This is a genomic window from Terriglobus saanensis SP1PR4 (genome assembly GCF_000179915.2).
Lineage (GTDB): Bacteria > Acidobacteriota > Terriglobia > Terriglobales > Acidobacteriaceae > Terriglobus > Terriglobus saanensis.
Genome location: NC_014963.1, coordinates 1,274,154 through 1,294,027, shown reverse-complemented (window position 1 = coordinate 1,294,027; position 19,874 = coordinate 1,274,154). Strand labels below are relative to the sequence as shown.

The window sequence follows — 19,874 nt, the reverse complement described above, 5'->3', positions numbered from 1 at the left end:
TGCTATTTCACCGAGTACATTCCGCTCGTCAAATCAAGCATGGTGTCGAACGAAATCGTTTCTGCCGCCGGTTGCACCTGGATCGTCGCTTCGATGGTGAGCCAGATCTCACGTCGCGGTGTGCTACCGTTTTTCGCCGTCACGATAAGGTTCTGCAGACGGGGTTCGAATGTCTCGATACATTGCTGCACAGCCCGCTGAATCTCTTCCAGACGTCCGTCCGCTGAACTGCCAAGCTGACTGATGTCCTGCAGTCCCATGTTTAAAACCGATACGTTGGCCAACGGATAGTTTTCGATCTCAGGAATTGGAGGTCGCCGCGTATTAAGTAGGTCTTCAATATCTCTGCGAATCGCTTCCTTCAAATAGCGAAGCGATGCGGCTCGCGTTGTTGGCCAACTTGTTTTCTCTCTTAGCCGGTCTAACACCGACTGCACGAAAATTGTCTCTCTGGTATTACTCATGCTGAACACTGGTAGCATGGGCAAGCGCCGCTACAGCATCGATTGCGCAAAGTCGCGCAAAAATCGAGCTCCGGTTTTCTTCTGGAACCTCATTTCGGGTACCATTCGCATCTGTAGAGCGCAACAACAATGTGAGGACACTTCCCACCATGCCATGCCCCTCCCAATGCGCTAGATGACGCTCATCAGCTTCATCCAACAACCGCCGTAATAGCGGCTCGGCTACGAGACTCTGGCCAGCCTCAAGACAGAGCCTCGCAACCTCCAGTTTGCGTTGAAAAAGAATGCGCCCATTGGCAGCTATCGTGTCCCCGGTCAACACGCGCAAAGCCTTTTGTAGATCTCCACTCGCGGCCCACTCGTTGGCCAACACAAAAAGCTCTTGCTCTGAAGACCAAGGAGATTCCTCCGTATCGGCAGCTTGCAATGACGTTTCCGCTCGGGTCTCGCTCTCCGCTATATCCAGAACATCACGCTGGAGCCATTGCAGCGTGCCACTGTTTGCAGTGGGAGTATCGTCTTCGAAGACCAGCCCTATCAAGGGAGCCCCAAATCGCCGATACATTGCTCGCACATGATCCCGCGCACAGTCTGCCAAGGTCTCATAACCGAGTTCCGTGCTGGCAAGCCACAGGTAATGATGTAGATCCAGCCACTCAGTACCGAAGGGTGTTGCCAACGCGGTCATCGTTTTTTGGAGGAGGCCGGTCCAGTCGCCTTCTTCACTCGTCTGCTTTAGTAGTAGCCGCGTCTCGCTGGAAGGTGCTGCCACACGTAGGCCGGTCATCGCGTCCGAAGACATGAGAGAGTTGAGCAGCAAATAGGGAGCCGGATGATCTGGCCGCTGAGTAAACATGAAATCCGCACATCGCTGAACCTGAGCAACGGCAGAATCCCAGGAATCATACTGAAAGAATGCACTCGAATCGCCCGAGCCTGCTGTAGTTTCCGGAGTGCTCTTCTCGGGTAGAGGCACCAAATCAGCTTCTGCAGTTCCAGCATCGACTAAAGACAGTATCGCTTCGTCTTGCGGTGGTATTTCGTCTAGTCGGTCCTGCTGTTCTGACTGCTTTGACGCATCGTCGGGCTCCGGCTTGTTGGAGGCCGGATCTGGATCCAGCTCTCGCTTCTTTCGCAACAGCGACAAGGCCAGGTTGCCCACCTCGTCCACTGCTGTTCGGATCTTAACGAGCGAAGGCCCGTCGTCGCCGTATCGCGCTTCGCAGAAGGAGTGGAGGTTCTGCAAAACTTCGCTGGTTTCCGTGAACAAAGCGACAAGGGAGACGTAGAAAGACTTACTCGTAGCCGCGAGTGCGACATCCAAGTCCTCCGGTGTCAGCTTCCCTTGCTCGATCGCTGCCGCACGGGCCGCACGTGCTACTTCGTCCTGGTCTGCATCGGCCTGGTAGCCAATCGCACGTGCGGCCTGATACACGTGAAATCCAAACGCTTCCACAGTTACTGGCAACTCATAGACCAGTGCTGCGTACCGTGTCATGGCCCATTGCAGCGGTGCAATGCGCAGGCCAAGGTCTCCCTCTTCAACCTCCGGATAAAGTGAATCCCAAAACTCTTCCTGCAGGCGCAAGAGCAGATTGAGACTCTCGGGAAGCGCCTTCCATTTCTCCTGACGGATACTGGCTTCCCCCAACCAGGCTGCCAGCCAAAGATCCTTGCTGCGGTTTTGAAGCGTCTCGCATGTGAGGGAAATTACCTGAGAAACGTCTGCGCGTTTTGCCTGTCTCTCCCAATTCCCAGTGGGCAGGGTCTCGTCCTCTTCTGCACGCGCTTCTGCAATCTGATCGAAGATCCGATCATAGCGGAGGCTGTCTCCAGAGGGTTCGTCCTCTCGGATCGGCAGCATCAAGGATTCGATCAGAAACACGGTTTTTGCCCCCTGGTGCGTCTTACAGAGATCGACTTCGTATCGAAAAAGTCATATGGCTCAGTGGATCCACCACAAAACGAAGTGTCTCCTTACAACGGACAGGTTGGAGACCGTAGCCTCCAACCTCGATGCCGTGCACCTTTTTTCTTGACAGTTCTTGCTGAACTCACTTTCATGATGCTTGCGAAGTAAGGACTCGGAGCACGAAAGTTTTAGGTTGTCTTGCCCGACTTCGTATTGAACGTATAACTGGTCGTGGCAGCCATGCTGCCATCTGCCTGCTGCTGGAAGTAATTCGGAGTGATCTCTGCATAAGTCAAAGTAAGATTCACGATCGCAGAGTCGTTTGATAAATTCACGTTGAAACTTTGAATGTAGACTTGTGTCATTTTAAGAGTGAAGTAATCTTTGTTAGCAGTACCAGTAGCCTTCATGGCAGACAACACTCCGGTTGCTATATGTTTACCTTCGCAAAACAATTTGCCTACCGTTTGAAGGCCTTTGTCCATAATCGCGGTAACATTGATTCCGTGTAGCATAGCTCCGGCTCCACTTGAACCGGCCGTGCCCCCGGAGCCGGATTCAGCATGCCCGCTAAAGCTAAAACTTAACACAGGAATTTCGTTCTTATGTGTTGGTTCGATCGCCTCACCCGTCGCTCCATCAAGCTTCAAAAATAGACTGCCCATGCCGTACTCTGCCATAATTCTCCTTAGTCGTTTATTTATTTTTGTCTTTCCCGCTTACGAGGATCAATTTCGTGCGGAATCTGGAAGGTCGGCGACCAATCGCAGTGAGATGGTCAATTCATCCAACTGAAAATGTGGCTTAAGAAAAGCCACCGCGCGAAAGGCGCCCGGCTTGCCGGGCACTTCGGACACTTCAATCCGCGCCTCGCGCAGCGGCAGTCTTGCTTTCGCCGATTGCGATGCGGTGTCATCCAAAAGCACGTATTGCGATATCCAGTTATTGAGAAACTTTTGACATTCGGCCACAGTGGTAAAGCTTCCGATTTTGTCGCGCATCATTGCCTTGAGATAGTGCGCAAAGCGGGACATCGCAAGAATATAAGGCATCTGAGCTGAGAGCCTTGCGTTCGCATTGGCTGCATCCTTGTCATACAGTCGCGGTTTGTTCACAGACTGTACGCTGAAAAACGCAGCGTAATCCGTTCCCTTGCAATGCACTAACGGAACAAGCCCCTGATCGGCAAGTTCCTTCTCGCGGCGATCGGTGATCTGCGCCTCGGTTGGACACTTGAGCGCGATGTCTCCCTCATCTGTAGCAAAGGTGTGCGCTGGCAGATCTTCAACCAAGCCTCCCCCTTCGACACCTCGTATCGCCGCGCACCAGCCATACCTTGCAAAAGCACTGGTAAGCCTCGCTCCGAGGGCATAGGCTGCATTACTCCATAGATACTTTGAGTGATCGCTACCGTCTACATTCTCTTCAAAGTCAAAACCCTCGATCTGCTGTGTCTCCTTGCCATATGGCAGCCGCGTAAGAACGCGCGGCAATGTAAGTGCCACGTAGCGCGAATCTTCTGACTGCCGGAATGATTTCCACTTCGCATACTCGGTCGTGTCGAAGATCTTCCCAATGTCCCTTGGTAGCCCTAGCTGCGTAAAGTCGCGCAGATTTAAAAGGTCAGGCGAAGCCGCAGAAAGGAACGGCGCATGCGCGGAAGCTGCCACCTGCGCTACCCTCTGCAGGAGGTCCATGTCTTCCGGGCTCTTACTGAATTCGTAATCGCCAATGAGCGCGGCAAATGGCGCTCCGCCAAAGATACCAAACTCTTCTTCGTACACTTTCTTGAACAAGGAACTTTGATCAAACTCTGAAGCACGCTGAAGGTCGCGTAACAGTTCGCGCTTTGACACCGGCAAGACTTTCAGCTTCAGCATGCTGTTCGTCTCGCTTTGATCCATCAAGTACCGAATTCCACGCCAAGTTCCTTCGAGCTTTTGAAAAGAGGGATGATGCAGAATTTCGTTAAGCTGCTCGGATATAATCCGATCGATCTGGGCAATACGCTCCTGGATCGCCGCCTCTGCATCTCGCGATACTGTCATGTGCCCTTCAAGCACTTGCGAGATAAATTCTTTAATCAAATCCTTGCCACGCTCCCTGCTCTCGGCAGTTCGCGCAAAGCGCCCTTGGGCGACGAGTTTATCCAGCAGAGATCCTTCTTGCGCTACTTCTGATGCCTCGTCAGTAAGCACCAACGAATCTGCCAACTTTGCCTCTTCCATCTAGAGCTTCTCCGTCTTTCCCAATTCAAGGCGCAGCTTCTCGCGCATTTCGGTGTTTGTCACCGCCTCGTAGAGCATCTCGTCCAACTTGTCGTTGCCCTGTAAGCTGCCGCGCAAATCCGATAGCCTCGTCCGCAGCTCCAAAAGTGCGCGTAGCGGCTCTACCTTAGCGGCGACCTGTTCGGGTGAGAAATCATCCATCGATCGAAAATTCACGTCGATCTTCAACTGCCCGGCATTCGGATCATCGGACAACTTGTTTGGCACCGAGTAAGCAACACGCGGCTGCAGATTTGCCATTACGTCATCGAAATTGTCGGGGTTTATCTCGACAAACTTACGCTCCTTCAGCGGAGCCATTGGCGTGACAGGCTGCCCTGCGAGATCAGCAAGAATACCCATTACGAAGGGCAATTCCTTATTTTCAATTGCGTCACCTATCTCAACGTCATAGGTAATATGTACGCGCGGACTGCGCACACGACTAAGCTTCTGCTGTGTTGACTCTCTTGCCATGGATCCCTCTTAGCTTGGTTGAGCCTTCGTCATTCTTCTGCTAGATGAAACACCGGACATCCGAATTTATTCCAAATTGAAAAACAAGTACGCCAAGTTGAAACATGAGGATCTCCTTTCGCATGGTTTGGAATAAACTTTCGTTTAACTTGTTACTTCAGGGGCAGATTGTTTTTTTTGAATCGAGATGAGGCACACAAATTGCACATAAATTCCGTTCTCTAACGAAGGAATCGGCCCGTGCCTTGTCGGTGCGATTTTCAGAAAGAGATCCATTATGCGAAGACTCCAGCCCGTCGCCTGGTCCAAAGGCGTATTTCTTTCTCCGCAACATCTCCAGGCGCAGGATCACTTTGTAGAAGATTCATTGCGGTTCATCGTGGAGGCAACCTCATTTCGCTTCTGGGGCTTCCGCTTGCTTCAGGTTGACGCCACTGCAATCACCGAGGGTTCGCTCAACCTGTTGCAGGCATCGGGCTTCTTTCCGGACGGTCTTGCCTTCGATCTCGCAAATGCGGATATGCCGCCTCAGTCACGCTCGCTGGATGACTGCTTTGAGGACAAGAAGCATTCGTGCGTATTTTACTTCGCCATTCCAGAGAGCAGGAGTGCTGGCATTAATATCGGACAAAGAGGCTCCGGTCTAAGTACGCGGTTTTACCCCGAGCTCCAGATGCTTCGTGATGAGAACAGTACAGGCATCGAGAAGCCAGTCTCTCTCGCGCGCAAAAACCTAAAAATTCTTGCAGAAGGAGAGAGTCTGGAAGGCTCCCTTGTTCTTCCATTTGCGCGCGTGCTCCGCACTGAGGCTGGACAGTATCAGCTCGATCGGGAATTCATCGCACCCATGATCGATGCCAACGCAAGCGAGAGCCTGACCAGTATTCTTCGTAGCTTGGTCGAGGTGATGATATCGCTGAGCGGTCGTCTTGCTGGCGTACGAAGGCAGCGCAATCAGTCTCTAGCGGACTTCAGTGCCTCCGACGTAGCGAACTTCTGGCTGCTTTACACGATCAACACGCATCTGCCCGTATTGCACCAGCTGCTACAGGCTCCCCAGGTACATCCTGAGACGGTATATATGCACCTGCTCACGCTGGCTGGGGCGCTGACGACCTTCTCCAAGCGCGTGCTGCCACAAGATCTGCCGAAGTACGATCACATGCGTCAAGGACGATGCTTTTTGGCGCTGGAGGCCATCCTGGTGGAATTATTGAACACGGTCATTCCAAGCCGCTTTCTCGCGCTACCTCTTCGCCAACTACGAGATTCCGTTTATGTGGCAGATATCGATGTAGAAGAAGATACCCTTAAAAACTCGCGTTTCTATCTCGCGATCGCGTCCGAACTTCCGACAGCCGAACTCATTGCGCGGACCACAACACTCGTAAAGGCCTGCTCTGCGACACATCTCGAAACGCTGATCCGCCAGGCGCTACCTGGGGTCGCCCTGACGCATGTACCATCTCCGCCACAGGAAATTCCAGTCAAACTCAGCTTCGAGTACTTCAGTCTGGACCGGGCTGGTGCTGCCTGGGATACCATCCAACGAGCAAGGAACATCGGGGTCTATGTGCCGGGCGAGATCGCTAACCCCAGGTTGGAACTTATCCTCCTGCCGCCGGTTGGGACGAAGCCACGTGGATGAGGTGCTGACCATGCGGTCTCTGGATCAGTGACGCGTGATTACGATGCCTAAGGCCAGAAGAACGAGAAGCATCAGGAACACATTCACGATTAACAACAGGGGTACGTACCGCTGCAGACTCCCGTGTGACGATGACGGCGCAGCGGGCGTTGGAGCATGCGGAGCGGTTGACTGAGGAGAGACTGACTGCGAGGTCTCTTGCTGTGGCGGAAAACTCTGGGATAACTTCGTGGCTTGGGGCAACGGGGTGCCCGCAGCGGTCGGTGATGCTCCTTCAGGAGTCGCCGGGCTCACAGAACCTCCCTGCGCCGATAGATCCGATGGCGTTGCGCCGCGAAATTCGGGGACCGGAACAGGTGTTGAAGTTCGGCCCTGTGCCTCACGCAGCATCGAATCAGAAATAATGCGTGTGAATTCTCCGGGCCCGTCCGAATCCCGCGCGCTGCGGATAGCGGGCTCCGGCATCACGCGCTCCGGTGAAGGTTCGTCCATGTCTTTGCTCAACGTTCGCAACAACTGGGTGAAGCCACCTTCCATCTGCGGTGCAACACTCGCGGAGGCTTGATCTCTCTTAGAACGAGACTCTCCCCAGCCTCTATCCCGATCAAGATATTGGGGTAGCTCCGTAAATCTTTCATTGCGGGTCGAAGTATCGAAGTGGGGCGCGGGCCCTGGGGATCCGCAAAGCGACTCCGTAGGCGAGGACGCCTCGTTCGCCCGAACTCTATCAAAATCCTGAGCGGCGTCCGATACGGTTGAAGCAGACAAAGACTGGAACATTTTTGTGAAACCTCCAGTCTCTTCCGTTCCACCTGAACGTAGGCGAGGCGCAGAATGATGCTCTTCAGCGGCACCAGTCTTCGACATCGAGTCGTTCAAGTCTGCCGCAGACACCATGCGAAACACGCCGGTGAGATCCACAGGTTGGCTTGCGGACACTTCTGTAGGTAAAGGCTTCCGTTGCGCCCCCGCAGTAGATTCAGTCGATTCGATACTGTGCTGGCTCGATCCGCGACCGGCTGCATCCGGGACGAGCGAATCCGCATTACGTAGAAGGGTGGCGATCTCATTTTGACTCGCTTCGCGTGGATGAGAAGTTAGATTCAGCGGAGACAATAAACCTGTTGCGCTTTTCGGTATCGCGGACTGCACGTCGGTCGGTTCTTCCGGCTGTGAAATGCTGCTGTCGCTCGGCGATTTCATGGCGGCCACCTATCTTTCCCATACAAGCATGTTTTCTTCACCTTGCGCCTAAGACAAACCAAACTGCGCACAGAGGTTAAAACATGCTGTTGGAATAAACCCTTTGGAGCCGTGTTATTCCCAATGTCGTTATGAAAATTGAGCAGTACACGCCATGAAGGTGATCCCCGCCAGTTTGCCAATGGCCAGCAACTGCCGAAAACAACTCGTTGAAGAGAAATGCTCCAAGGTGAACTCAGTTAGGTTGCTATGAAATTTCTTTCGCGTCTGGTGTGGTCCGAGGGCATGTACCTCGCGCCACATCACTTTCAGACCCAGAGCCGTTACTACGAAGACTCCATCGCTTTTCTCGCAAACAGTCTCTGGCGTGATCCATGGGGTCTCCTCCACATTGAACTTGATCAAAAAGCGATAGAGAACGGAATCGCATCCGTGCTTTTTGCCTCGGGCATCTTTTTGGATGGGCTTTCCTTTGATATGCCTGTCTCCGACTCCGCACCGCCATTACGCGATATCGCGCCACTCTTTCCCACCTCTTCCACTGAACTGCTTCTGTACCTGGCGGTTCCTGCACGCAGAAACGATGGCTATGATGCACAAGTGACGGATGCTTCGGACGAAGCTCGATATTTGAGCAGAATGCATATACTGCATGACGAAACAAACGGCATCGACGAGCGCGAAGTCGCGCTGGCCCACAAGAATATCTCGATCGTGACAGCCAATGAGATCACCCCACAGCTTCTGACCATGCCACTGGCCCGAGTTGTCCGCGATACCCGTGGACGCCTGCGATATGACGAGGATTTTATTCCCGCCTGTCTGCGGATCAGCGCCAGCGATACGCTCATGCTCCTGCTGCAAAGACTTCTCCAAACGATAGGCGACAAGAGCGAAACCATCCTGCGCGGCTCGCAGCGAGCCCAGCGGTTTGAACCTGGCGTATCCGCACTCGACATCGCGAATTACTGGTTCCTCCATTCGCTGCATAGCGCTCTGCCGCCTCTGCGTCATCTCATACACACGCGCCATGCACATCCCGCGGATTGTTTTTTGGAGCTTTCCAGGCTAGCTGGCGCTCTCTCCACCTTCGCTGTGGACTCCGATCCACGTCTACTGCCGGAGTATGATCATCGCGATCCAGGCGCGGGCTTTCGGGGTCTGAATACCTACATTCGACATCATCTGGAAATCGTTGTTCCCACGAATACTGTCGTACTTGATTTCACCTCCGCGGGCCCTTTCTTCTATCAAGCCCCGGTGGCAGACGAGCGCTGCTTGCGGCGTGCACGCTGGATCCTGGGAGTTCGTTCTTCGATCGCTGAATCGGAGCAGCTACGCCTCGTTCCGCTTCTCGCAAAAGTCTGCTCAGCTCGCTTCGTGCCCGAATTAGTCAAGCGCGCTCTGCCCGGCATGGCGCTCAGGCATCTTTCGATACCGCCCATGTCGATTCGCGCGGAACCAGACATGCACTATTACTCCATCGATACCTCCGGTGCATGCTGGGAGCACATCCTGCAGACCCGCGATGTTGGACTCTTTCTGCCAAAAGAATTAGGCGATACAGAATTTACGCTTACTGCGGTTGTGGAGTCTTCGTCATGAATTCGCCGCGCGCGGCCAGCCTAGCCTCTGCCTTCCAGGAAGTTTTCACCGCGATCGTACGCGTGCGCTTCCGCCTGCAGCGTGTGGAGAACGCTTCGGCCTTCCGCGATGAAATTCGGCAGTCTCTACAGCATGCCATGCAGCAAGCGCGTAGCCTCGGCTATACGAATGAAGGCATACAGGTAGCCGTATTCGCCACCGTAGCTTTTCTGGACGAAAGTGTACTCAACGTCCAGGACCCCGTCTTCGCCGATTGGGCGGGACGCCCACTTCAGGAAGAACTTTTCGGTGGCCATCTCGCTGGCGAGGCCTTCTTCCAAAACCTGCGGACCTGCCTTGGCCAGCAGGATTCGAGCGAAGTAGCAGATGTTCTTGAAATTCACTGCCTCTGTCTCTTGATTGGCTATCGGGGGCGCTATGCGCTGGGAGATAGCGGCGAGCTTCACGCCCTGCTACGACAAGCCCGGGAGCGCATCCGGCGCATTCGCGGCGACGCGCATCTCGGTCTTCGCCCAAACTCTGTTCCTCCGGCTCTGGCCATTCCTACATCGGATACATGGACGCGTCGCTTGGCATGGACGGTCTGTTTCCTCTCTGCACTCGTCTTCATTCTTTTTGTCTGGTATGAGGTTGAACTTAGTTCCGGCCTCCGGCTTCTGCAACGCACCATCCTCACGGTCGCCGCAAATCTCGTCAGTCTGGAAAGAATATAAGTGGTTTATCTTTTCGCCTTTCTCTTCGTCGCCGTCTCCGCGATTCTCGCGTGGCTTGCGGGACCGTTGCTTCACCTTCATGGGACTGGACTGCTTGTCGTTCGCATCGTCCTTCTGATCCTTGGCATCGCAGCAGCAATTGCGGTGCTGTTCTTTCAGCGAAGCCTGAAGTTCTTTCAGACTCGCGATGCAAACCCCCATGACAGCGCGGAACTAAACACGCTCCTGCGCGATGCGCAACGTCATCTCAGTTCTTCGCAGCGGGCTGTTGCCAAATCGTTTGCCTCCACGCCCCTGCTCTACCTCCTCGGCGGCTCCAACTCTGCCAAGACAACAACCGTTCTCAGATCCGGTCTCGATCCTGAACTGCTTGCTGGGGAGGTATATCGCGATCAAACGGTGGCCTCGACCTCGCGCGCAAACCTCTGGCATACCGGAGAAAACGTGATCGTCGAAGTGGGCGAGACCGTTCGCAAAAGCCCTCAACTGTGGAAGCTCCTGTTGAGCGTGACCAGACCCAGAATTTACCAATCGGCATTGGGCAAAAAACCGCCATCCCGTGCAGTGATTGTGTGTACGAGTTGCGAATCTTTTTTCGGTCCAGATGCCGCAACCTCCCTAACAACCCTTGCCCGCGAAACAAACGGCATGCTCCGGACGCTCGCACGTCAACTCGGAACCGACCTCCCTGTCTATGTTCTGCTGACGAAACTCGACCGGATTCCTGGCTTCGCCGAGTTCGTGCGCCATTTGTCCACGGAAGAGATCTCCGAGCCTTTGGGCATTGCGCTCCCACGTCATGCAGCCTCGAGCCGCTTTTATGCGGAAGAAGTGACCAGGTCGGTTTCGTCCTCTCTTGATCAGCTTCTCTTCTCGCTCGGCCAGTTCCGCGTGGAGGCGCTCGCGCGCCAGGCCGGTCAGAACACCACAGCTCCTGTCTATGAGTTTCCCCGGGAGATGGCCAAGCTTCGCAACAACCTGATCTCATATTTAATCGAACTTACCCGCCCCAGCCACCTGAGCGCCAATCCTCACTTATATGGTTTCTACTTCACAGGTGTGCGTGCGCACCTCTCGGAACAGGCAGTCAGTGCCCCTGCAGCCGTACGTCGGCAGGCACAGATCGATGCCGAAGCAACTGGCATTTTTTCCCTTAAAAGCCTGGCAGCCAACGGCCCGCAGCCCGTGGCTCCAATCGTCACGCAAAGGATCGCGCAGTGGTGCTTCCTGCCTCACTTATTTACAGACGTAATTTTTGCCGACCGACATGCGCTCGCTGGCGATCAAAACAGCAAGCGCGTTCATCTCGTGCGTCGACTGCTGCTTGCCACTGTCTCCCTCTTTCTCCTGATTTGCGGCATCGGTCTTACTCTCTCTTACCGCAACAATGCGCGCCTTGAACGGGAGATTCAGGAGAGTGAAGTGGCTCTGCCGTCCGGCGGGCCAGTCGAGACGTTGGCATCTACTTCACAGCTGGCAAGTCTCGACCGACTTCGTTCCACCCTCGCGGAATTAGAAGGATACGAACAAAATGGAGCGCCCATGATGTTCAGATGGGGACTCTTCCATGGTGATTCGCTCATCGCCCCCGCACGCCGTCTCTACTTTGACCGGTTTCAGCAACTGCTGCTCGCGAGCACGCAGAAGCATCTCGTCGCGAATCTTGGCGCTTTGCCTGCTACCGCGCCAGCTGACGCGGACTATTTTGCCGCCTATAACTCCCTTCGCGCTTATCTGATCACCACATCCAACCCGGAGAAGAGCACAGCAGATTTCCTTCCGCCAGTGCTCACCCGCTTCTGGCTTAACGGCCAACATCAGGAGTCAGATCTGCAGAGTGAACTCGCCGGACGTCAGTTCACTTTCTACGCCGAGGAGCTTCGACGTGCCGATCCCTTCCACATCGCGCCAGCCATGCCTGCTGTCGCTGAAGCTCGTTTATATCTGGACAGTTTTGGCGGATTCGATCGCGTATACCAGAACATGATCGCGGCTGCGAATCAAGTCGCACTTGCAGTGGACTTCAACCGCCTCTATCCAGGGTCGGCCGCGACGGTAGTCGAGCCGCATGTAGTACCGGGCGCTTTTACTCGCGATGGCTTCGCTTATGTGCAGAAAGCGTTGCAGCACCCGGATCACTTTCTCAGGGGCGAGGATTGGGTTCTGGGCACCCAGACTGCGCCTTCCATGCAGCTCGCTCAACTTGCACAGAAGCTTACGGAGCGCTACGACACGGATTTCACAGCCCAATGGCACATCTTCTTGCACTCTGCGACAATCGTGCGTTATCGCAACCTGCAGGATGCGCAACAAAAATTACAGAGCCTGTCATCACCCAACTCATCGTTACTCGCGCTTATCTTCACCGCTTCGCATCATACGGCTGTGGCCAGCCCAACGGTTGCGCACCAGTTTCAGCCAGTCCAGGTCATGGTCCCGCCAGACAGCATCAACCGGTTCATCGCTGGCAGCAACAGCGGCTATATCAACGGACTCATCGGTCTCCAGGGCGCTCTCTCTCAGTTCAATCAGGACACCACCGCAGCCACCAACCCCGCCGCAACCCAACCCATCGTCAGCGCTGCGGTTGCAGCCCACGCCGCCGTGGGGCAGACATCGCAATCGTTCAACATCGATCCGCAGGCGCATGTTGAGCAAATGGTCATCAGCCTGCTGCAGACACCCATCACCTCTGTCGAAGATACGATACGCGGCGAGCGTCCACAACAAACCAACCTCGCAGGTCATGGCTTCTGCAGCAACGTAGCGACCTTGACTGCTAAGTACCCCTTCTCGCGCGGAGCCACGGTCGAGGCTACAGCCGCCGAGATTACCTCGATGTTCAAGCCCGGTTCGGGCGCACTCTGGGTGTTCTATGATGCAACGCTCAAACCTCTGATCATTCAACAGGGCAGCACGTGGGTTGCGGCACCCACCGCACCAATCAAACCCACGGCGGCGTTCCTGCAGTTCTTCAATCGCATGGCGACGATTTCGAACGCGCTCTTCCCTGCCGGCGCGACCGCTCCGACACTGACTTTCAACACGCATATCCTGCGCTCAAAAGAAATTCAAAGTGTCACCTTCACTGTCGACGCAGATCGTCTCACCGGTGCTGAGGTCTCGCGCGGTTTTACATGGTCGGCTCAGAACGCGCAGAAAGCAGAGCTGATTGCGAACTACGGTAGCGGTACTCTGCCTCTGCAATTCAGCGGGACTTGGTCGCTCTTCCACCTTCTGGATCGCGGCAAACTCGAACAGGGTGGCAATCCGGCACGCTTCGCGTATCCTCTCGAAATCTCAAACACGCCCATCGTTATCAAGGGCACACCATTAACGGAGCGGTTCGAGATCTCCGGTCCCGGAGCGAGTCTGCTCATCCCAGGTGCGCTCACTGGCCTACATTGCGCTGCACAGATTGCGCACTGACCAATTGCGGATGACAGCCCGGCCTATGCGGCACCTCTAGAGGATGCGGAGCAGGAGACATGTAACGTTATCCGCCGCTCCACCTTCCATTGCAATGTCCACGAGCCCGCGACAGGCCTCCGCCAAACTCGCAGTCTCGTTCAGCCGCTGCGCGATCAAATCTGTCTCTGCATACCGTGTCAAACCATCACTGGCAAGAAGCACGATGTCGCCCGTCTTGACCTCTGCCATAAACATATCTGGCTGTACTTGTTCTCCTACGCCAACAGCGCGTGTGATCCACTGCTGCAAGGCCGAAAGACCCGGTAATGCCTTCGTCGTTAGCCCGAGCCGCTCCTGCTCAGCCACATACGAGTGGTCACGCGTCACCTGAAGACAACTACCCTGCCTCAAAAAATAAGCTCGGCTGTCTCCCACATTGCAAATAACGATGTGGTTGCCCTCCAGACAAGCTGCTACCAGGGTCGTACCCATTCCGCGGAGATGCCGATGGTCTCGGGATGCTTGCCACACGTCCCGATTCGTTCTGACGATCGCTTCTCGCACTCTCTCTTCGAGGGACGCTTCGCTGGAACTCAGTTCTTCGTAGTGGAGTAGGAGTTGATCGACCGCAGCTTTGCTTGCGACTTCACCAGCGGCCATGCCCCCCATCCCGTCGCAAACGACAAACAGCCCCAGAGCGAGATCGTACCCGAAGCTGTCTTCATTACCTGAGCGAATGCAGCCAATATCCGAGAGTGCTGCGACTTCTACGGTCGCCTGGAATTCTTGTAAATCCGCGTCGCGATCAGACCGGATCCCGTCGTTCTCCGTCGCCCCGTCAAGACTCACTGCTGCTTCTCCATCCTCTTCCATTCGGCAAAAATCCGCGGAGAGACCAGCTTTTCGATCGGCTTATACTTCTCTTCACTTGCGAGCCTGAAGTGCTCTTGTGCGTCGTGTTGCAGACCTTGGACATGCGACGCATCCTGCGGATCCGCCAGAAGCGCTTGCGACAGGAGACAGGCCGCGAGGTAGAAATGTGCGGCACCCTTATAGGACTCTCCGCCTGCGTTGAGATACTGCGACAGATCCTGATTCGCCTCCGAAAATTGCGAGGCATAATACGCGTGTATCCCGTTCTCCAGCTGCGCGCGGAGCAAATCCTGCGGAGTTGCACTCTCGGACGACATGCTGGCTGACATACTGACCACATTTGTGGAATCGCTCTGTGAACCTGAGGACTTCCGTAACTGAGCGAGTGCTCTTCTCTTACCCCGCAGCGCTTCAGGTTGCGCACTGTCTAGCGAAAGCACGGTCTCATAATCATCCAGGGCCGCCTTCCAATTCCGTTGCTTCTCATCGCGGTCAGCCTTCGCGAGCGCATTCTTCAGCAGGAGCGGATCAGGTTTGGCTGTTGGCTGCAACTTTGCTGCTTGCGCTTTCGCTGTATCCAGCTTTTGCTGTGCCAGTAAAGCCGCAACCCTTTGCACAGCACCTGCAGGATCTCCCGGACCATTCGATTTGATCGTCAACGCAAAGCTGTACTTCGCCTTCGCTTCCTTGAAATTGCCACTACGTTCAAGTGACTCTGCCTCCGAGATCGTAGCCTGGTAAATTTTGATGTTGTTCAGAATCTGGGCCGCTATAGGCTTCAAATTCGCCGACTCGACTTTGTTCGCTGCTGTGGTCGCAGCATCGAACGATCCGCGATCATAGGCAGCCTGTGCGGCCCGCAGGGAAACCATACCCGTGGGATCGCTGGCGCTTTTCATCTGCAGCGTTTTCGCTTGCTCTACTAAATGAGCAGCCTCCTCAAGATGTGGACCATAGAGGACCTTCTTCAGATCGCGTATGGAGCCCGCATAATCCTTCTGCCCCAGTTCGAACTTCCCGGTCCCAAAATCCCCCTCGAACTCCTGGAGCTTGGCGGTGGCACTTGCGCGCGCGCGTTCGCACTGCTTTCCATATTTTTTTTCATTGATCCCGGCCGCCTGACAGAGATAGACTGCAACCTGGTCCAGTCTGCCATCTGTCTTTGACCGCTTGGCAAGATCTCGCAGTCGATCCGTCTCATCCGCCGCAAACGCTGGCATGGCAATCAATGCGATGTATGCCACAACAGGCAACCACCGCCAACGCGTCATCTTCATGGCTGGTCTCCCCTCAGTGCGTCCTGTACCTCTGGCATGGCAAAAGTGGCAGTGCAGAGGTGCTGCTCCGCACTTACCACACAGTCGATCTTCTGCTGTATTCCATCTGCATCTTTGAATGCGACCGTATATCTGCCAATCGGTACATTGTCCAGCCGCAAAGGCGTTGTTCGATCTCCTCCACCAAGATCAACAGCCTGTCCTGCGGAACTCTGCACGGATGTAACCACTGCCCAGGGCGAGGCATTGAGATCGAGGTACGTCCGGGCGACACCTGCGGGTGAGATCGCTTCTGGATGGGGCTGCGAAGCTATGCGGCGAGCCCCGTGGCGTGTATGCCAGAACGCCGCAACTACGGCCAACATCATTCCGACTCCAAGCGTTGCCAGCAACGGCATCTTAAGCCTCTGCCGATCAAGTGGTTCAACAGGCTTCTTTGTTTCCTGTATAACCACTTTCGACTGCAACGCTTGTTGCTCGCGCCGTGCAAGAGCCAGCAACTCCAGGACCTCAGAATCTTCCGCCCCCTCCGCTTTCGCCGACTCCAGTTTCTGGATGGCTTCGTTGTACCGTCCTACCTTCAAAGCGACATGCGCCTGGCTGAGTCGCTTCTTACGCAGCTCTTCCCTCTGGATCTGCCGAAGATGCTCCTCAAGTCGCACACGAAACTGCGTCAGATTCTCTTCCCCAGGCGCTTGTAGTAACGCTGCATCTACCAAGGCAAGCGCCTGCACTGGCTCTTCGGTGAAAAGTCCCTGAGCCTCCAGGATCGTGGAGCGGACCAGCTGCGCTATGGCAGCCTCATCTTTCTTCTTTTCAATGTCGTTCTTCAGTTGAATTAAAAGCGGCTCCAGAGGAAGAGCCTCTAGTGCGCGGCTTACCCTATCCTGAGCACGATCGAAATCAGGTATCTCAAGGCAGTCCTCTATCTCCCCAACGATTTGGTCTAAGAGACGCCGTCGACGCTCTTCCTTCTGCCGAGTCGTTGCTGAAAAAAGCAACTCATGTAAATGCCTATCGGTGGGATCGATTTCCGCCGCTTTGTGTAACTGAGCGATCGCCTCGGTGTACCTTCGCGCGCTGTACTCCTCGCGTGCGCTACTTACCAACTCCTCAACTTGTGCAGCATCTTGTCTCCTCTTGATCTCCCGCAACACAATAGAGCGAGCATTTCGGAGGTCCGTGCTCTTTTCGTCAAGGCGCAACGCTTCTGAAAGGAACTGTTCCGCCTGGGTCAGGTCCCCTTTACTCCGTGCATCATTCGCCTGCTCCCAAAGAAACCGACCTCGCTGCGCCTGGTCTTTCAGCATCCTCACTTGCTCAAGTTTTGCTGTGATATCGAATGCCTTCTCCCGATCAAGCTGGGCTGCCTGGCTAAAGAAGGTAATCGCGTCGTCGAACTGACGCTTTGCCGCAGCTTCCTCCGCCTGCTCCAGCACCTGTCGCACCTGTTCGCTACGCTGGAGCAAATTGAGATTGTCCTGTACCTCCTGCAGGAGGAGCTTTGCCTTCGGATCTCGCGGACTAATGCGCTGCGCCTGAAGCAAGACGGTACGAGCATTCGCAAACTCTCGCTCGTTACACAGACGACGTGCCGTATCCAGCAGATATCCCACCCGCTCCTGCTTGAGCTCCTCACCCACGACCTGGAGATCTACAGCCATCTCTTCGGTCGTTGCGTAGCGTAAGTTCACATCTTTCGCGAGTGCCCGGTCTAGTACAGCCGTCAGCGTCTCCGGTATGTCGTTCACGACATCTCGCACCGGCACATATGGTTCATGCATCACCCGATACAAGGCAGATACGTCCTTGCCTCGAAACGGCAATTCTCCCGTGACCATCTCATACAGCATGACGCCCACAGACCAGATGTCGGCCCGGCCGTCGCTTATCTCACCTTTTAGTCGCTCCGGAGCGATGTAGTGAAACGTCCCAAGGAGAGCGTCAGGCTTAGTCAACCGACTCATCTGATCCGTAAGACGTGCAATTCCAAAATCGACGATCTTGATCTGTCCGTCCCGCAGCACGATGACATTTGCGGGCTTTACATCGCGATGAATGATGCCACACTGATGAGCATATCCGAGCCCCGCGCACAGCTGCTCAACAATCGAGAGCGTCTCCAGGAGAGGTAGACGACCACGCTCCCGCAGCACCCGCTCCAGCGACTCCCCATCCAGAAACTCCATCGCAATGAAGGGACTTCCATCATGTTCCCCAAGTTCATACACAGTGACGATGTTCGGATGACTGAGCATGCCTGAGCGCGCCTCGACGTAAAAGCGATCGCGTAACTCAGGGGTCACCTCGGTCAGGGTTTTAATGGCGACATCTCTGCCGATCAGCTTGTCCACTCCACGGTAGACAATCCCCATGCCTCCGCGCCCAATCTCGGTAACAATGCCATAGCGTCCAATGACAGCTAAATCCGAGGGTTTAAGATCGATATCCATCACCTACCCGCTTCCACGGCTCTCTAGCTGAGGCCCAATGAAGAGCACGAGCTATCCATCTGTTTCCACCGCTGACTCGGCCTTTATTCTTAACACCGCTGGCTCAGCTTTATTCCTTTTGTGCGTTTTTCGCGACCCGGACGCCGCCGGGAATATCTGAGTAAAGAAAACTGCTCTTTGCGGACTGCTAACATGATTCGAAGAACCGAAGGCAAACTGTCGGTGAGAAGGAATTGCCCAGGAGTGGGTCAGAACCTCAACCTGCAATAAAAGGACGCACATGCCAACACAGGACGAGCTCAAACTTCAGGCAGCGCACGAAGCCCTCAGATTTATCGAACCCGGAATGGTCGTAGGCCTTGGCTCCGGTTCCACCGCGACTCTCTTCATCAAACTGCTTGGCGAGAAGGTGAAGAAGGGCTTGGTGATTCGAGGCATCGCATCCTCTGAAGACTCCGCGAAGCTCGGTGCGGAACTTGGCATTCCCATCATCGACTTCCATTCAGCCACGGAAATCGACGTAACCATAGACGGCGCAGACGAAGTCGCTCCCGGTCTCGCCCTGATCAAGGGCGGCGGCGGGAAGCTGCTCCGCGAGAAGATTGTCGCTTCGGCCTCAAAGAAATTCATCGTCGTTGCGGACGCATCAAAGCTCGTACAGACGCTCGGCAAGTTTCCGCTGCCCATCGAGGTCATCCCCATGGCGCAACCGCTGGTATCGAAGAAGCTCGAGCTTTTGGGTCTACACTCAAAGATTCGCCAGGCCAAGGACGGCAGCGGGAACTACATCACCGACGAAGGCAATCTCATTCTCGACTGCGGTCCGACCGTGATCGAAGATCCCATCGCCCTCGGAGAAAAAATCTCCGCCATCACAGGCGTAGTCGAACATGGGCTCTTCATCAATTTTGCGAATCTGGCTCTGATCGCGGGCGAAAGCGAGGTAAAGCAGTACACACGCGAAAGCCAGATTCCTTAGGCACCAACTCCTAACAGGAAGCGAGAGGGCGATATCGCCTGCTTATAGCAGACGCAAGCGAATCACATGGCATATTGATGCCTGTGATTCGCAGTGCGGTCCATTGAGCCCGTGAACAAACGTAAGTTCACAAGGAGATAAAAGTTATTCTTCGATAAATCTGGCAGGAAACTCTTCGACCCGTTCCAGGTAGAAGTACTGATGCCTGCCGTCCTGCACAATGGCGTCTCCGGTTGGCAGGCTCTTCCCACTTACTGCACCGAGTAACGTGTTGTGATCTACCTTGCGGAGATGTCCGCGCATCGGCACACCGTCATAGACGACTGTCGCCGATACCTTTCCACGGAACTCCATCATGGCAACGCTCGCCTCTCCATTCATGGCCTGATTCGAATAGAGTTGCCCGTCGTCGTTATAGCAAACGAGAGGCTTGGCGTCGGTCGTTGACTTGATCCACTTGCCATACCACTTCATGCCTGCGAGCGCCGGCAGAAGCCAATGCCCCGTATCAAATCCACCACCCTGCCATTTTGCGAAAACGTCTTCACATGAAACTGATTCGAGGGAGTCGAATAAATCTGACAATACTGTG

The 19,874-nt window shown here is 54.8% G+C and carries 15 protein-coding genes; 5 read left to right on the top strand and 10 right to left on the bottom strand.

Features of this window, described 5'->3' with window-relative positions; genetic code table 11:
• Positions 1 to 2: 2 nt before the first annotated feature.
• The 5 genes from tssE to tssB form a co-directional block, all read right to left on the bottom strand.
• Positions 3 to 464 carry a type VI secretion system baseplate subunit TssE gene (gene tssE / locus ACIPR4_RS22050; RefSeq protein WP_187290247.1) on the bottom strand — a complete coding sequence of 154 codons (462 nt, stop codon included), beginning with the start codon at positions 462 to 464 and terminating at the stop codon, positions 3 to 5.
• Complete coding sequence (gene tssA / locus ACIPR4_RS21485) at positions 457 to 2,328, bottom strand: type VI secretion system protein TssA (protein WP_144312328.1); 1,872 nt, start codon at positions 2,326 to 2,328, stop codon at positions 457 to 459. Before tssA ends, tssE begins: the two co-directional genes overlap by 8 nt.
• Before the next feature lie 236 nt (positions 2,329 to 2,564).
• The gene (locus tag ACIPR4_RS05410; RefSeq protein WP_013567648.1) at positions 2,565 to 3,056 is read right to left on the bottom strand and encodes an Hcp family type VI secretion system effector; all 492 of its coding nucleotides are present in this window, start codon (positions 3,054 to 3,056) and stop codon (positions 2,565 to 2,567) included.
• A 48-nt stretch (positions 3,057 to 3,104) separates the two neighbouring features.
• Complete coding sequence (gene tssC / locus ACIPR4_RS05405) at positions 3,105 to 4,604, bottom strand: type VI secretion system contractile sheath large subunit (protein ID WP_013567647.1); 1,500 nt, start codon at positions 4,602 to 4,604, stop codon at positions 3,105 to 3,107.
• The gene (tssB, locus tag ACIPR4_RS05400) at positions 4,605 to 5,120 is read right to left on the bottom strand and encodes a type VI secretion system contractile sheath small subunit (RefSeq protein WP_013567646.1); all 516 of its coding nucleotides are present in this window, start codon (positions 5,118 to 5,120) and stop codon (positions 4,605 to 4,607) included.
• A 277-nt stretch (positions 5,121 to 5,397) separates the two neighbouring features.
• Here tssB and tssK (ACIPR4_RS05395) point away from each other — a divergent pair, with 277 nt between their 5' ends.
• Entirely contained in the window at positions 5,398 to 6,768 is a 1,371-nt protein-coding gene (tssK, locus tag ACIPR4_RS05395; RefSeq protein ID WP_013567645.1) for a type VI secretion system baseplate subunit TssK, read from the top strand.
• 24 nt (positions 6,769 to 6,792) lie between these two features.
• On the opposite strand, the gene ACIPR4_RS22425 is transcribed toward tssK (ACIPR4_RS05395), so the two are convergent.
• A complete protein-coding gene (locus tag ACIPR4_RS22425) occupies positions 6,793 to 7,971 on the bottom strand; it encodes a hypothetical protein (RefSeq protein ID WP_013567644.1) in 1,179 nt (392 codons plus the stop codon).
• A 249-nt stretch (positions 7,972 to 8,220) separates the two neighbouring features.
• Between ACIPR4_RS22425 and tssK (ACIPR4_RS05385) the strand changes: the two genes are divergently transcribed.
• From tssK (ACIPR4_RS05385) to ACIPR4_RS05375, 3 genes are read left to right on the top strand one after another with little or no spacing between them, the layout of a single operon-like run.
• The gene (gene tssK, locus ACIPR4_RS05385) at positions 8,221 to 9,576 is read left to right on the top strand and encodes a type VI secretion system baseplate subunit TssK (RefSeq protein ID WP_013567643.1); all 1,356 of its coding nucleotides are present in this window, start codon (positions 8,221 to 8,223) and stop codon (positions 9,574 to 9,576) included.
• The gene (locus ACIPR4_RS21480; protein ID WP_013567642.1) at positions 9,573 to 10,289 is read left to right on the top strand and encodes a DotU family type IV/VI secretion system protein; all 717 of its coding nucleotides are present in this window, start codon (positions 9,573 to 9,575) and stop codon (positions 10,287 to 10,289) included. The genes tssK (ACIPR4_RS05385) and ACIPR4_RS21480 overlap by 4 nt, the downstream gene beginning before the upstream one ends.
• Positions 10,290 to 13,718 carry an ImcF-related family protein gene (locus ACIPR4_RS05375; RefSeq protein WP_013567641.1) on the top strand — a complete coding sequence of 1,143 codons (3,429 nt, stop codon included), beginning with the start codon at positions 10,290 to 10,292 and terminating at the stop codon, positions 13,716 to 13,718.
• A gap of 36 nt (positions 13,719 to 13,754) precedes the next feature.
• Here ACIPR4_RS05375 and ACIPR4_RS05370 read toward each other — a convergent pair whose 3' ends face one another.
• The 3 genes from ACIPR4_RS05370 to ACIPR4_RS21475 are packed head-to-tail and all read right to left on the bottom strand — an operon-like array spanning position 13,755 to position 18,303.
• On the bottom strand, positions 13,755 to 14,549 hold the full coding sequence (locus tag ACIPR4_RS05370; RefSeq protein ID WP_013567640.1) for a PP2C family protein-serine/threonine phosphatase: 795 nt from the start codon (positions 14,547 to 14,549) through the stop codon (positions 13,755 to 13,757).
• On the bottom strand, positions 14,546 to 15,850 hold the full coding sequence (locus ACIPR4_RS05365) for a tetratricopeptide repeat protein (RefSeq protein ID WP_013567639.1): 1,305 nt from the start codon (positions 15,848 to 15,850) through the stop codon (positions 14,546 to 14,548). Before ACIPR4_RS05365 ends, ACIPR4_RS05370 begins: the two co-directional genes overlap by 4 nt.
• Positions 15,847 to 18,303, bottom strand: coding sequence for a serine/threonine-protein kinase (locus ACIPR4_RS21475; RefSeq protein WP_013567638.1), 2,457 nt, complete (start codon positions 18,301 to 18,303; stop codon positions 15,847 to 15,849). Before ACIPR4_RS21475 ends, ACIPR4_RS05365 begins: the two co-directional genes overlap by 4 nt.
• Before the next feature lie 280 nt (positions 18,304 to 18,583).
• Here ACIPR4_RS21475 and rpiA point away from each other — a divergent pair, with 280 nt between their 5' ends.
• On the top strand, positions 18,584 to 19,282 hold the full coding sequence (gene rpiA, locus ACIPR4_RS05355; RefSeq protein WP_013567637.1) for a ribose-5-phosphate isomerase RpiA: 699 nt from the start codon (positions 18,584 to 18,586) through the stop codon (positions 19,280 to 19,282).
• A 144-nt stretch (positions 19,283 to 19,426) separates the two neighbouring features.
• Here the strand turns inward: rpiA and ACIPR4_RS05350 are convergent, their stop codons facing one another.
• Complete coding sequence (locus ACIPR4_RS05350; protein WP_222829261.1) at positions 19,427 to 19,867, bottom strand: DUF4334 domain-containing protein; 441 nt, start codon at positions 19,865 to 19,867, stop codon at positions 19,427 to 19,429.
• Positions 19,868 to 19,874: the final 7 nt, after the last annotated feature.